Source organism: Cronobacter sp. JZ38 (assembly GCF_008932145.1).
Classification (GTDB): Bacteria; Pseudomonadota; Gammaproteobacteria; order Enterobacterales; family Enterobacteriaceae; genus Cronobacter; species Cronobacter muytjensii.
The window spans coordinates 3751528-3765848 of record NZ_CP017662.1; the positions used below are offsets into that span (position 1 = coordinate 3751528).

General features: G+C 56.4%; 14 protein-coding genes. 9 read left to right on the forward strand and 5 right to left on the reverse strand.

Annotated features, from left to right (window positions below; genetic code table 11):
- The first annotated feature begins 151 nt into the window (after window positions 1–151).
- Together BJP61_RS17720 and BJP61_RS17725 are read left to right on the forward strand one after the other, a co-directional pair.
- On the forward strand, window positions 152–1552 hold the full coding sequence (locus BJP61_RS17720) for an MFS transporter (RefSeq protein WP_171998885.1): 1401 nt from the start codon (window positions 152–154) through the stop codon (window positions 1550–1552).
- Between the two features lie 9 nt (window positions 1553–1561).
- The gene (locus tag BJP61_RS17725; protein WP_171999364.1) at window positions 1562–2515 is read left to right on the forward strand and encodes a family 43 glycosylhydrolase; all 954 of its coding nucleotides are present in this window, start codon (window positions 1562–1564) and stop codon (window positions 2513–2515) included.
- Window positions 2516–2533: 18 nt separating this feature from the next.
- Here the strand turns inward: BJP61_RS17725 and ampE are convergent, their stop codons facing one another.
- Both ampE and ampD read right to left on the reverse strand, forming a co-directional pair.
- Window positions 2534–3388, reverse strand: coding sequence for a beta-lactamase regulator AmpE (gene ampE / locus BJP61_RS17730; protein WP_038864803.1), 855 nt, complete (start codon window positions 3386–3388; stop codon window positions 2534–2536).
- A complete protein-coding gene (gene ampD / locus BJP61_RS17735; protein ID WP_161581458.1) occupies window positions 3385–3948 on the reverse strand; it encodes a 1,6-anhydro-N-acetylmuramyl-L-alanine amidase AmpD in 564 nt (187 codons plus the stop codon). Before ampD ends, ampE begins: the two co-directional genes overlap by 4 nt.
- A gap of 87 nt (window positions 3949–4035) precedes the next feature.
- Between ampD and nadC the strand changes: the two genes are divergently transcribed.
- The 4 genes from nadC to hofC all read left to right on the forward strand — a co-directional run bounded on the left by nadC (window position 4036) and on the right by hofC (window position 8214).
- Window positions 4036–4926, forward strand: a complete 891-nt coding sequence (gene nadC, locus BJP61_RS17740; protein ID WP_038864805.1) for a carboxylating nicotinate-nucleotide diphosphorylase — start codon at window positions 4036–4038, stop codon at window positions 4924–4926.
- A 264-nt stretch (window positions 4927–5190) separates the two neighbouring features.
- Complete coding sequence (gene ppdD / locus BJP61_RS17745) at window positions 5191–5625, forward strand: prepilin peptidase-dependent pilin (protein WP_038864809.1); 435 nt, start codon at window positions 5191–5193, stop codon at window positions 5623–5625.
- Between the two features lie 14 nt (window positions 5626–5639).
- A complete protein-coding gene (gspE, locus tag BJP61_RS17750) occupies window positions 5640–7022 on the forward strand; it encodes a type II secretion system protein GspE (RefSeq protein ID WP_171999366.1) in 1383 nt (460 codons plus the stop codon).
- Window positions 7015–8214, forward strand: a complete 1200-nt coding sequence (hofC, locus tag BJP61_RS17755) for a protein transport protein HofC (protein WP_171998887.1) — start codon at window positions 7015–7017, stop codon at window positions 8212–8214. The genes gspE and hofC overlap by 8 nt, the downstream gene beginning before the upstream one ends.
- Window positions 8215–8252: 38 nt before the next feature.
- Here the strand turns inward: hofC and BJP61_RS17760 are convergent, their stop codons facing one another.
- Window positions 8253–9296 (reverse strand): GMP reductase, encoded by a 1044-nt coding sequence (locus BJP61_RS17760; protein ID WP_038864818.1) that lies wholly within the window; start codon window positions 9294–9296, stop codon window positions 8253–8255.
- Window positions 9297–9561: 265 nt separating this feature from the next.
- On the opposite strand from BJP61_RS17760, the gene coaE reads away from it, so the two are divergent.
- The 3 genes from coaE to yacG are packed head-to-tail and all read left to right on the forward strand — an operon-like array spanning window position 9562 to window position 11135.
- Window positions 9562–10182: a dephospho-CoA kinase gene (coaE, locus tag BJP61_RS17765; protein WP_038864822.1), complete on the forward strand. Its 621-nt coding sequence runs from the start codon at window positions 9562–9564 to the stop codon at window positions 10180–10182.
- Window positions 10182–10925 carry a cell division protein ZapD gene (gene zapD / locus BJP61_RS17770; protein WP_038864825.1) on the forward strand — a complete coding sequence of 248 codons (744 nt, stop codon included), beginning with the start codon at window positions 10182–10184 and terminating at the stop codon, window positions 10923–10925. Before coaE ends, zapD begins: the two co-directional genes overlap by 1 nt.
- A 9-nt stretch (window positions 10926–10934) precedes the next feature.
- Window positions 10935–11135 carry a DNA gyrase inhibitor YacG gene (gene yacG, locus BJP61_RS17775; protein ID WP_007748637.1) on the forward strand — a complete coding sequence of 67 codons (201 nt, stop codon included), beginning with the start codon at window positions 10935–10937 and terminating at the stop codon, window positions 11133–11135.
- Here yacG and mutT read toward each other — a convergent pair.
- Window positions 11132–11527, reverse strand: coding sequence for an 8-oxo-dGTP diphosphatase MutT (gene mutT, locus BJP61_RS17780; protein ID WP_161579976.1), 396 nt, complete (start codon window positions 11525–11527; stop codon window positions 11132–11134). The two genes, yacG and mutT, sit on opposite strands and share 4 nt — an antisense overlap.
- A gap of 59 nt (window positions 11528–11586) precedes the next feature.
- Window positions 11587–14292: a preprotein translocase subunit SecA gene (gene secA, locus BJP61_RS17785; RefSeq protein ID WP_038864833.1), complete on the reverse strand. Its 2706-nt coding sequence runs from the start codon at window positions 14290–14292 to the stop codon at window positions 11587–11589.
- Window positions 14293–14321 lie beyond the last annotated feature (29 nt).

Genomic DNA, 14321 nt, shown 5'->3' on the forward strand with positions numbered 1-14321 from the left:
CAAACCCTCGCCCGACCGGGTGAGGGTTGTTACCTTCCTCACAAATTCTTCCGCACAACACGATTATCCATCTCTGCGACCTATTACTGCTGCGCAGTTTGCCTGCAGTCGAATAATACTTCTGTCCATATTATTCACCGGAGATGTGTCGATGGAAAACAGCAGACTCTCTGTCAAAGAAAAAATCGGCTACGGAATGGGTGACGCCGGATGCAATATTATCTTTGGCGCCATCATGTTGTTTGTTAACTACTTCTATACCGATATTTTTGGCCTTGCCCCTGCCCTGGTTGGCGTATTGCTTCTCTCTATTCGCGTTATCGACGCAGTGACCGACCCTATTATGGGTGCCATTGCTGACCGCACCCGCAGCCGCTTCGGGCGTTTTCGTCCATGGCTGTTGTGGATTGCGTTCCCCTATGCTCTGTTCAGCGTGCTGATGTTTACCACCCCGGACTGGAGCTACAGCAACAAAGTTGTCTATGCCTTTGTGACCTACTTTCTGCTCTCCATTACCTATACCGCCATCAACATCCCCTACTGCTCGCTTGGCAGCGTGATTACTAACGACCCGAAAGAGCGCGTCGCCTGTCAGTCTTACCGCTTCGTGATGGTAGGGATCGCCACCCTTCTGCTTTCCCTGACCCTGCTGCCGATGGTTGACTACTTTGGCGGCGGCGATAAAGCCAAAGGCTATCAGATTGCCATGACCATTCTGGCGTTGATTGGCATGTGCATGTTTCTGTTCAGCTTCGCTACGGTACGCGAGCGCATTCGCCCGGCCGTTCCAACCAATGACGATTTAAAAGCCGATCTTAAAGACGTCTGGAAAAACGACCAGTGGGTGCGCATCCTGCTGCTGACCATCTGCAACGTCTGCCCTGGCTTTATCCGCATGGCGGCCACCATGTATTACGTCACCTGGGTAATGCAGCAGAGCACCAGCTTCGCCACGCTGTTTATCAGCCTCGGCGTGGTCGGCATGATGCTCGGCAGCACGCTGGCTAAAGTGCTGACCGACCGCTGGTGCAAGCTGAAAGTCTTCTTCTGGACCAACATCGTGCTGGCGATTTTCTCCTGCGGTTTCTACTTCCTGAACCCGCACGCCACCGTGCTGATTGTCGTGATGTATTTCCTGCTAAATGTGCTGCACCAGATCCCGTCGCCGCTGCACTGGTCGCTGATGGCGGACGTGGATGATTACGGCGAGTGGAAAACCGGCAAACGCATTACTGGCATCAGCTTCTCCGGCAATCTCTTTTTCCTGAAGCTGGGGCTGGCTATCGCGGGCGCGCTGGTAGGCTTTTTGCTCTCCTGGTATGGATATGACGCGGGCGCTAAAGCCCAGAGCGCGAGCGCCCTTAACGGCATCGTCATGCTGTTTACCGTGATCCCGGGCGTCGGGTATCTGATTACCGCAGGCGTTGTGCGGATGCTGAAAGTGGACCGCGAACTGATGGCGCGTATTCAGAGCGACCTGGAAAAACGCCGCGAAAAGTACCGCGAACTTGCTGAATACCAGCAGACCAAACCTGTGGAAGTTAAACCTTAAGGAGCGATGATGAATACTTCTCCCTGGCCGAATCCGCTGATTGAACAGCGCGCCGACCCGTTTATTCTGCGCCATCAGGGCCAGTACTACTTTATCGCCTCCGTGCCGGAATATGACCGGCTGGAGATCCGCCGCGCGCCGTCTATCGAGTCTCTGCGTCATGCCGCACCCGTAGTAGTCTGGCGTAAGCCGGACACCGGCCCGATGAGCGAGCTTATCTGGGCCCCGGAGCTGCACCATATCCAGGGCATATGGTACATCTACTTCGCCGCCGCCCCGACGCGCGGGCTGAAAGACAATATGTTCCAGCACCGGATGTATGTCCTGGAGTGTGCAGACAGCGATCCGCTGACCGGCACCTGGGTGGAAAAAGGCCAAATCCAAACGCCGTATGACACCTTCTCGCTGGACGCGACGACGTTTGAGCATCAGGGCAAACTCTGGTATTTGTGGGCGCAGAAAGCGCCCGATATTCCGGGCAACTCCAATTTGTACCTGTGTGAGATGGAAAACCCGTGGACGCTGAAAGGCGAACCGGTGATGTTGAGTAAGCCTGAGCTGGAGTGGGAGTGCCGCGGCTTTTTAGTCAATGAAGGCCCGGCGGTGGTGAAACATGGCGAGCGTTTGTTTATCGCCTACTCCGCGAGCGCTACTGATGAGAACTACTGCATGGGGCTGCTCTGGATAGATCAGGCGGCCGATATGCGTGATCTGCGCAACTGGCATAAATCGCCGCAGCCTGTCTTTACCACCAGCTATGAAAACCGACAGTACGGGCCAGGCCACAATAGCTTTACAACGACGCCGGACGGCCAGGATGTGCTGGTTTACCACGCGCGTAATTACACGGAAATCGAAGGCGATCCGCTCTGGGACCCGAACCGCCATACCCGCGTAAAGCTGGTTATCTGGGATGAAAACGGCATGCCGCAGTTTGGCGTACCGCCCGCCGATCACCCATAATGCCCCTCAACGGCGCGCTCACATGAGCGTGCCGTATATCGTCAGCAACGCCACCACGACCACAATCACCAGCGTCGCCTTTTTCGCCATCGATACCGCTGCTTTCGGCGTTTCCACTTTATCCACATGCGGCTCGCGCGCCAGCGCAAACTGCGCAAGACCGGTCAGTACCTGATACTGTGACGTAAAGCGATCAAGTAAGGAAGCGAACCACGCGGGGAGTGCTTTTTCACCGTGCCCGACCAGCGCATACACCACGCCTGCCAGACGCACCGGCACCCAGTCAAGGACATGCAGCACCGCATCGATGCCTGAAAGCAGTCGCTGGTGCGGCGTATGATGGCGGGCAACCCAGCTTTGCCAGGCGCGTAAAAAGGCGTAACCGGTCAGTGTGACCGGGCCCCACATGCCGCCCACAACAAACCAGAACATCGGTGCCAGGTAAAAACGGTAATTTACCCACAGCAGACCGTTTTGCAGCTCGCGCAGGTACTCCCGCTCATCGCAGCCGGGCGGCACGCCGTGGATGAGTGTTAGTTCATACGCCATGTTTTCGCGCGCATGGGCGTCATCCTGGCTCGCCGCTTTGAGGTAGGCGTGATAGTGCCTGCGCACACCTCCCGCGCCGATGCACAGCACGCCGACGACAATCCAGAAAATCAACAGCGGCACATTGAAGAACCACCCTTCCAGGGCATGCAGACACAGGAAAACGACCAGCATCGCCAGCGCCGTCATGCCAAGCGTATAGAACAACGAAAAGCGGCGCACACGGCGGAACAGCGGCTCGAGGCGATGATCCAGTTGCCAGTGCTCGCCCAGCTTGAAAAGCCGTTCGGCGATAAGCACCAGCAGCAGGGTGAAAAGCGTCATCTCATCTCCTTATCAGACGGGGCGGCCACCAGGGCGCGAAAGCGCTGCCAGTCAAAAGCCGGGCCGGGATCGGTTTTACGTTCAGGCGCGATATCGCTGTGACCGGTCATATGCCCCTTCATCGCCGGATACAGCGCCAGCAATGTGCGGGTAACCGCGGCCAACTGCCGGTACTGCGCATCGGTGTACGCCAGCGTGTCAGTACCTTCAAGCTCAATGCCGACAGAAAAATCGTTGCAGCGTTCGCGCCCCTGATAGCAGGATAAGCCAGCATGCCAGGCACGTTTATTAAAAGGCACATACTGCACAATCTCACCGTCGCGCCGGATCAAGCAGTGGGCCGATACACGCAGATGGGCGATGCCGGCAAAATAAGGGTGTGCGTCCGGGTCAAGCGTGCCGGCGAACAGCGCGTCAATCCACGGGCCGCCAAATTCCCCTGGCGGCAGGCTGATGTTATGCACCACCAGCAACGAAGGCGCTTCGTCCTCTGGTCGGCAATCATGATGCGGCGAGGGCGCGAGCCTGGCATCCACCAGCCAGCCATCTTTCACCTGCATGCGCAGTTCTCCTTTCTATGGTACTCAAACTCGCTTCAGAGTAGCATGTTTCATTCTTTTGATTAGCCACCAATCTGGAGTTATATCATGCCGCCTCGCCGTTACAATCCGGACCATCGACGTGACGCGCTACTGGAAAGAATCACCCTGGATATCCCCGTTACCGTCGCTCAGGCTCTGCGTGAAGATCTCGGCGGCGAAACGGATGCCAGCCGCGATATTACTGCACAGTTGTTACCGCCAGACAGTCGCTCGCACGCGGTTGTCATTACGCGCGAAGCGGGTGTGTTCTGCGGCAAGCGCTGGGTTGATGAGGTATTTATCCAGCTTGGCGGCGATGTCAGCGTGACCTGGCGCGTGAATGATGGCGACAGCGTGCAGCCCGATCAGCCGCTTTTCGAACTCGAAGGTCCTTCCCGCGTGCTGTTGACCGGCGAGCGCACCGCGCTGAACTTCGTCCAGACGCTTTCTGGCGTCGCCAGCGAAGTGCGCCGTTACGTGGCGCTGCTGGAAGGTACCCATACTCAACTGCTCGACACCCGTAAAACTGTTCCGGGGCTGCGTAGCGCGCTGAAATACGCGGTGCTGTGCGGCGGCGGAGCGAATCATCGCCTCGGGCTTTCCGATGCGTTTCTGATTAAAGAAAACCATATTATTGCCTCCGGCTCGGTGCGCCAGGCAGTGGAAAAAGCGTTCTGGCTGCACCCGGACGTGCCGGTAGAAGTCGAAGTGGAATCGCTGGACGAGCTGGATGACGCCCTCAACGCTGGCGCAGATATCATCATGCTCGACAACTTTAACGTAGAGCAGATGCGTGCCGCGGTTAAGCGTACCGCAGGCCAGGCGCGGCTTGAGGTGTCTGGCAATGTCACGCTGGAAACGCTGCGTGAATTCGCCGAAACCGGCGTGGACTTCATTTCTGTCGGTGCATTGACTAAACATATTCGCGCGCTCGACCTCTCTATGCGCTTTCGCTAAAGCCGCGTTTCGCTAAATAACACCGGGCAGGTTTTCGCCTGCCCTCACCTTGCGCTTTATCATCAATTTTCTCCTCTGTCTTGTCCTGCTCTTTTTACAAGACACGCTTGTTTCTTAACGATTTTGCGAGATGTTACGCAACGGTGCTGTTGGGCTTTGCAACGGTATGAAATTCTTCTGAAGACAGATTCCTGAATCTGTTTGTCCTCCTGGTGACGCCTGTTATGGCCTGCCAAAGTGGCATCACCCACACAAGGAGGAAACATGAACAGACAAAGCGGCTTTACGTTGATTGAACTGATGGTGGTGATAGGCATTATCGCCATTCTTAGCGCTATTGGCGTACCGGCATATCAAAACTACCTTCGCAAAGCGGCGTTGACGGATATGCTGCAAACCGTCACCCCCTATCGCACCGCGATTGAGCTTTGCGTTATCGATCGCGGCGGGCTCAGTAGCTGTGATGCCGGCACCAATGGTATTCCCGCCCCCAAAACTACCCGCTACGTGAGCGAAATGACCGTCGCACAAGGCGTTATCAGCGTTACCGGCCAGGACAGCCTTAACGGTTTGTCAGTGACGCTGACGCCCCAGTGGAACACGGCTAACGGCATGGAAGGCTGGAAGCGAACCTGCGCTACCAGCGATACCGCATTGCAGCAGGCCTGCGAAGATGTCTTTCGCAGCACGCTACCTTAAGCGAGGGCTCCATGATGTCTCTCGATTATCTGCATACCTTATGCCAGCGCTATAACGCGCTGGTGCTGAATATCGACGACGCCACGGTACATATTGCCGTGGCGGGCGAACCCAGCGCTGAGCTGATGGACGCGCTGCGTTTTTCCACGCACCGGCATATTGATATTGAGTGCTGGAGCGCCGAGCGGCTGGAGAAAGAAAGACAGCTGGCGGCAGACCCGTTACGCCCTGCCGTACAGGAGGAAGGCGCTTCCGTTGTTCAGTTGATTGACCAGACGCTGCAACAGGCGCTGCAGCGACGCGCGTCTGATATTCATTTTGAACCCGCGGAAACGCATTACCAGATACGCTTTCGCATTGACGGCGTGTTACACGCGCTGCCGCCGCTGCCTGCGGCCCTTGCCAGCGCGCTTACCGCCCGCCTGAAAGTGCTTGGCAACCTCGATATCGCCGAGCGCAGACTGCCGCAGGATGGGCAGTTCAGTATTGTGCTTGCAGGCCGAACGGTCTCGTTTCGTATCTCTACCCTGCTTTGCCGCTGTGGCGAAAAAGTGGTTCTGCGTCTGCTACAACAAACGGAACAGCCGCTTGAGGTTCAGGCGCTGGGCCTGTCACATGCGCAGGAGACGCTTTTTTGCAACTCTTTGCAACGCCCACAGGGACTGATACTGGTTACGGGCCCCACCGGGAGCGGTAAAACCGTCACGCTGTATACCGCGCTCAGCGCGCTTAACGATCCGCAGGTAAATATCTGTAGCGTGGAAGATCCAGTAGAGATCCCTGTCACCGGGCTGAACCAGACACCCGTATTGCCCAAAGCGGGGCTCACCTTTCAGGCCGTGTTACGCGCCCTGTTAAGACAGGATCCGGATGTCATTATGATTGGCGAGATCCGCGATCTCGAAACTGCGGAAATTGCCGTTAAAGCGGCGCAGACCGGGCATCTGGTGCTTTCCACGCTACACACTAATTCCACAACGGAAACATTAGTGCGCCTTGAGCAAATGGGGCTGCCGCGCTGGATGCTCGCCTCCGCGCTGGAGCTGGTCATCGCGCAGCGTCTGGTCAGAAAGCTCTGCCCTTACTGTCGGGTATTTTCACCGGAGCCAGTAACGCTCCCGGCCTCGCTCTGGCCGCGCCCGCTTCACCCTTATAAGGCCTGCGGGTGCGAGCGCTGCTATGGTGGTTACTATGGCCGGATTGCGCTTTTCGAGCTGCTCAGCATCAACGCGGCGCTGCGCCAGACTGTCGCCAGCGGCGCGCCGCTTGATGAGATAGCTTCACAGGCGCGGGCGCAGGGCATGACCACGCTTTTTGAACATGGTTTACAAACGGTGGAGGCGGGACTAACCACGCTGGAAGAACTTTATCGCGTATCGGGTGCGCCGCATGGATAACCAGTTATGGCGCTGGCGCGGCGTAAATAAAGACGGCGTTAGCGATTCAGGCATGCTCTGGGCGCCGGACAGAATCAGCGCCTCGCTACAGTTAATGGATAGCGACGTTCACCCGTTAATGCTTAAGCGGGCAAGCATTAATAAACGCCACTGGGGCAGCGAACACAGGATCCTGGTGATCCGCCAGCTGGCTGCGCTGCTACAGGCGGGCGTCAGTCTGACGCAGGGGCTGACCATGCTGGCGAGTCAGCATCCGGTGGCCCAATGGCAGGCGCTGCTTGGGCAACTGGCGCAGCAGCTAGGACGAGGGATCGCCTTTTCCGAGACGCTGCGCCAGTGGCCGGATATCTTTCCCCCGCTGTTTATCTCGCTCATGCATACGGGCGAGCTGACCGGAAAGCTGGACGTATGCTGTCAGCAACTGGCGCAACAGCAGGAAGATCAGCAAAAGCTAAGAAAACAGGTTATCAAGGCGCTGCGCTATCCAGCGTTCATTTTTATCGTCGCGCTGTTGCTGACGCTGGGTATGACCTGTTTTGTGCTACCGCAGTTTACGGCTATCTACCGCTCTTTTAATACCCCGCTACCGCTGGTAACACGCGCCGTGATCGCGCTTTCAGAAGGGTTAATGCAATATGCAATCTGGTGGCTCAGTCTGTTGCTGTTGGCTCCAGTGGTTATTGTCAGGCTGCGGCGCAGCCCGAAATGGCAGTTACGCGAAGCGGCGTGGCTTTTGAGAGTCCCGCTGTTCGGCCCGCTAATCCGCGGCCAGCAGCTAAGCCAGATTTATACGGTACTTTCATTGATGCAGCGCGCCGGCATTCCTTTGCTACAAAGCCTCGGCAGCGTGGAGGAAACGCTGACGTCGCCCTTATGGCAGCTGGCAGTCGGACGCGTCAAACAAGGTATTGCAGAAGGCTTGCCGTTATGGAAGGCGATAGAGCAGGAGGTGGTATTTACCGCGCTGTGTATTCAGTTGATTCGTACCGGAGAAGAGACCGGCGCACTGGATATTATGCTGGAGAAACTCGCCGGATGGCATCTTGGGCAAACGTCCGATCGCGCCCAGACGCTGGCGGCGACGCTGGAACCGCTGATGATGATGGTGATTGGACTCATTGTCGGCACGCTGGTGGTGGCGATGTATCTGCCAATATTCCGGCTGGGAGATGCGATGAGCGGGATGAATTAATGCTGGCGCAAGGGCTGCGCCAGCGTGAGATCAGCGCTTCAGAGGCTGTTGAATACCCGGTTTTCCTGCTCCTGCACGCGAATAAAAGTGGTGCGCTTGGTCAGCTCTTTAAGACGGGAGGCGCCGACGTAGGTACAGGCGGAACGCAGCCCGCCCAGAATATCGCGCGCCGTCTCTTCTACCGGCCCACGCAGCGGCAGCTTCACGGTTTTACCTTCTGCGGCACGGTATTGCGCGACACCGCCGACGTGACGGTTCATCGCAGATTCGGAACTCATACCATAGAAAAGCATGAATTTTTCGCCGTTCTGCTCAACGACGGTGCCGCCGCTTTCGTCGTGGCCTGCCAGCATACCGCCCAGCATCACGAAGTCTGCGCCGCCGCCAAAGGCTTTTGCTACATCACCGGGTACGGTACAACCGCCGTCGCTGATGATCTGTCCGCCGAGGCCGTGTGCGGCATCCGCGCATTCGATAACAGCCGAAAGCTGTGGATAGCCCACGCCGGTCTTAACACGCGTAGTGCAGACAGAGCCCGGACCAATACCGACCTTAACAATATCAGCGCCTGCCAGGATCAGCTCTTCGCACATTTCGCCAGTGACAACGTTACCGGCGATAATCGCTTTATCAGGCCAGGCGGCGCGCGCCTTCGCGACAAACTGAACGAAATGCTCCGAGTAGCCGTTCGCAACGTCGATACAGATAAACTGGAGCAACGGCGAAAGGGCGAGAATTTCTTTGGTTTTTTCAAAGTCAGCATCAGAGGTGCCGGTCGATACCATCACATGTTTCAGCACGGTAGATGGCACTGACTGAATGAATTCGCCCCACTCCTGCACGCTGTAATGCTTATGAACAGCGGTCAGAATATCGAAAGCCGCCAGCGCCTGCGCCATGCCAAAGGTACCGACCGTATCCATATTGGCAGCGATGATCGGAACACCAGACCATTGTACGCGGGAATGTTTAAAGGTGAACTGACGCTCAAGTTCAACATCAGAGCGACTTTTGAGGGTAGAGCGTTTCGGGCGGATAAGAACGTCTTTAAAACCTAACTTCAGATCTTCTTCAATACGCATGTGCGATTCCTGGGTTAATGGCGATGAGCGCGTAACGTGTGCGGCGGGACAACTGCCAACTCCAGTGACGTTATCATACGCACTAATAATGGCGCCGCAAGACTGCGAAAGCGCGCTTTTTTACGCTACAATCCTATAAATTTACCTTGTGCGCGAGGACGATAAACGAGGCCGCAGCCACCGTTTGCTTGCGCATCGCAACGCGATGAAATAACAGATATTTCATGAGGCTTACGCATATTTTACGATTCGGGATGAAGGCTTTATGGTTTATACGGTAGCACTGACGGGCGGTATCGGGAGCGGCAAAAGTACAGTCGCCGACGCCTTTGCCCGTCTCGGCGTTACCGTAGTGGATGCTGATATCATCGCCCGCCAGGTCGTTGAGCCGGGCACCGCCGGATTAAACGCCATTATCTCCCGTTTCGGACAGACGATTTGCAACCCCGACGGCACGCTCAATCGCCGTGCGCTGCGTGAAATTATCTTCTCAACCCCGCAGGAAAAAGCCTGGCTTAACGGGCTTCTGCATCCGCTTATCCATCAACAGACGCAGGCTGAAATTGCGCATGCCGCTTCGGCGTATGTGCTTTGGGTCGTGCCGTTGCTGGTTGAAAATGAACTCCATACGAAGGCTAACCGCGTGCTGGTGGTGGACGTGACGCCAGAGACGCAGATACAGCGCACCATGCAGCGCGATGGAGTGTCCCGTGAGCATGCCGGGCAGATCCTGAACGCGCAGGCCAGCCGCGAGACCCGGTTAGCTGTCGCTGATGACGTTATAGATAATAACGGCTCGCCGGAAACGATAGTCGAAGATGTGGCGCGTCTGCATCAACGCTATCTGCAACTGGCGGCGCAAGCCGTTCCACAGGAAAATAAGTAATGCAGACTCACGTTCTTTTTGAACACCCCCTGAATGAAAAAATGCGCACCTGGCTGCGTATCGAATTTCTCATCCAGCAAATGAAAGCGCTGCTGCCTGTTCGCGATCATGCCAGCGCGCTGCACTTCTTTCGCAATGCAGGCGATTTGCTGGACGTGTTTGAACGCGGGGACACCCGCACCGAACTGCTGAAAGAGCTGGAACGCCAGCAGCGTAAACTGCAAAGCTGGGCCGAAGTGCCGGGGGTCGATAACGAACGCATCGACGCGCTGCGTCGGGAGCTGAAAGCGCGCAGTAGCGTCTTAATGGCAGCGCCCCGCCTGGGGCAGACGCTGCGTGAAGATCGTCTTATCGCACTGGTGCGCCAGCGCCTCAGTATTCCGGGCGGCTGCTGTAGCTTCGATTTACCGCTGCTGCACGTCTGGCTCTGCTCGCCGCAGGAAGAGCGCGATATTCAGGTGAGCAACTGGCTCGCCACGTTACAGCCCCTGACGCACACGCTGGAGATGATTCTGGATTTGATTCGTCAGTCTGCGCCGTTTCGTAAGCAAACCAGCCTGAACGGGTTTTATCAGGACAACGGCGATGATGCCGATCTGCTGCGCCTGCAGCTTCCGCTGGAAGAAGCGCTTTACCCACAGATTTCCGGCCATAAAAGCCGCTTCGCGATCCGCTTTATGCCGCTCGACAGCGAGCACGGGCGCGTACCGGAACGATTCGATTTTGAACTGGCCTGCTGTTAAGGAATCTCTATGTCAGACGCAACTATCGTTAACTGCCCAACCTGCGGCAAAGAAATTATCTGGGGCGAACAGAGCCCGTATCGTCCCTTTTGCTCGAAACGCTGCCAGCTTATCGATCTGGGCGAATGGGCCGCTGAAGAGAAACGCATTCCCAGCAGCGGCGATCGCTCCGACAGTGACGGCTGGAGTGAAGAAGAAAACCTGCCTTAAGGTTGCGCGCGGCGCAGCTTAGCAATCACAGGCTCGTTAGCCGGAGGAAACGCCTCCGCTTCCAGAGCCTGCTGATGCACCCAGCGCCCCGGCTGCCCTTCTTTCCCCCACGGCTCCCCTTCCCAGCTTTCCACCAGGAAAAACCACAGACTGATGTGGCGATCCGTAAAGGCATACTCCAGTGTTTCAAACAGCGTGGCGGACGTCACGACGATCCCGGTCTCCTCCTGAAGCTCACGGCGCAGCGCCACCTCCGGCGTTTCGCCAGCTTCGATTTTACCGCCAGGAAATTCCCATTTATTCGCCATGTGCGCATCAGCGGCACGCTGCGTAATAAAGATTTCGCCCTGTGGATTACGTATGATGCCTACCGCGATTTGCAGTTTTTTCATTCTTTTTTCCTGTAAAAAAGGCGCAGATATCTGCGCCTTTTGTGATGCTTAATAACGGGTTAGCTTAAGCGGCCGTGGCACTGCTTATATTTCTTACCGGAGCCGCACGGGCACGGATCGTTGCGGCCTACTTTGCGCTCGCCGCTCTGCTCGGCAAGTGCGGCCGCGGCAGCGGTTTCGTCATCCTGATGGCTGAGCTGCTGCATCTGCGCCAGGCGCTCCGCTTCTTCACGTCGCTGCTGCTCCATCGCTTCCACCTCTTCCGGCATACGCACCTGTACTTTGCTGAGCGTGCTGATCACTTCATACTTCAGCGACTCCAGCATGGCTGCGAACATAGCGAAAGATTCACGCTTATATTCCTGCTTCGGATCTTTTTGCGCATAACCGCGCAGGTGGATACCCTGACGCAGGTAATCCATTGCCGCCAGATGCTCTTTCCAGAGTGAATCCAGCGTCTGCAGCATCACGCCTTTTTCGAAGTGACGCATCATCTCAGCGCCAACCACTTCTTCTTTACGGGCATAGACCTCTTTCGCGCTTTCCAGAATACGCTCGCGCAGGGTTTCTTCATGCAGATCCGGCTCTTTATCCAGCCACTCTGCAATCGGCAACTCCAGATCAAAATCGTTTTTCAGGCGCTCCTGCAGGCCCGGGATGTCCCACATCTCTTCCAGCGACTGCGGCGGAATATGCGCATCGATGGTCGCTTTGAACACATCTTCGCGGATGCTGTTAATGGTGTCGCTGATGTCAGCCACATCCAGCAGCTCGTTACGCTGGGTGTAGATGGCGCGGCGCTGATCGTTGGCGACGTCATCATATTCCAGTAGCTGTTTACGGATGTCGAAGTTACGGCTTTCCACTTTACGCTGCGCGTTGGCAATCGCCTTCGTGACCCAGGGGTGCTCAATCGCCTCGCCCGGTTTCATCCCCAGTTTACGCATCATGTTAGCTACGCGATCCGAGGCGAAAATACGCATCAGCGCATCTTCCATGGAAAGGTAGAAGCGAGAAGAACCCGGATCGCCCTGACGACCGGAACGGCCACGCAGCTGGTTGTCGATACGGCGCGACTCGTGGCGCTCGGTGCCGATAATGTGCAGACCGCCCGATGCCAGTACCGCATCGTGACGTTTCTGCCAGTCGGCTTTGATCTGCGCAATCTGTTCTTCGGTCGGCGCTTCCAGCTCGGCGACTTCTGCCTGCCAGCTGCCGCCCAGCATGATATCGGTACCACGGCCTGCCATGTTGGTGGCGATAGTCACTGCGCCCGGATAACCCGCCTGCGCGACGATATCTGCTTCACGTGCATGGAACTTGGCGTTCAGGACGTTGTGCTGGATGCCCGCTTTGGTCAGCGCCTGAGAAATCACTTCGGATTTCTCAATGGAGATAGTACCCACCAACACCGGCTGGCCTTTCGCCGTGCGATCTTTAATATCTTCGATGATCGCGTCTATCTTCTCGGCTTCGGTCATGTAAACCAGATCCGGCAGATCCTTACGCACCATCGGACGGTTCGTCGGCACCACAACGGTATCCAGCTTATAGATAGAGCTGAATTCAAACGCTTCGGTATCCGCCGTACCGGTCATCCCGGCCAACTTTTCATAGAGGCGGAAATAGTTTTGGAACGTAATGGATGCCAGCGTCTGGTTTTCATTCTGAATTTCCACGCCTTCTTTGGCTTCCACCGCCTGATGGAGACCATCAGACCAGCGACGGCCCTGCATGGTACGACCGGTGTGTTCATCGACAATGATGACTTCACCATCTTTAACGATGTAGTCAACATCGCGAGTGAAAAGCGCATGCGCGCGTAGCGCGGCGGTGACGTGATGCATCAGCATGATGTTGCCCGGCGAATAAAGCGACTCGCCTTCGTCCATGATGCCTTCTTTAACCAGTAGCTCCTCGACCAGCACCAGCCCGCGTTCAGTCAGGTTAACCTGACGCGCTTTTTCGTCGACAGAGAAATGACCTTCGCCCTGGAAGGTGTCGGAGTCTTCTTTCTCCTGACGCACCAGATGGGGGATGATTTTGTTAACTTTTTTGTAAAGCTCAGAGCTGTCTTCCGCCGGGCCGGAGATGATAAGCGGCGTACGGGCTTCATCGATAAGAATGGAGTCAACCTCATCCACCAGCGCGTAATGGAGTTTACGCTGTACGCGCTCTTCCGGGCTGAACGCCATGTTGTCGCGCAGGTAGTCGAAACCGTATTCGTTGTTGGTGCCGTAGGTGATATCCGCAGCATAGGCTTCGCGTTTCGCAGGGGCTGGCATGCCGGACATGTTCACCGCGACGCTCATGCCCAGGAATTCAAACAGCGGGCGGTTGTTTTCGGCGTCACGCTGCGCCAGGTAGTCGTTGACGGTCACAACGTGAACGCCTTTACCGGTCAGCGCATTCAGGTAGGCCGGCAGCGTCGCCGTCAGGGTTTTACCTTCACCGGTACGCATTTCCGCGATGCAGCGATCGTTAAGCACCATACCGCCCAGAAGCTGTACGTCAAAGTGACGCATGCCAAAGACGCGCTTGCTTGCCTCACGTACCACCGCGAAGGCTTCCGGCAGCAGGTTTTCCAGCGTTTCGCCCTTTTCCAGACGCGCGCGGAACTCAGCGGTTTTACCTTTCAGCTCTTCATCGGAAAGCTTTTCCAGCGCCGGTTCCATACCATTAATAAGCGCAACGGCCTTACGCATACGGCGTAAAGTACGATCGTTACGACTACCAAATACCTTGGTTAACATTTTGATTAACATGATAAATTCTCTGAAGCCTCGCACAGGCA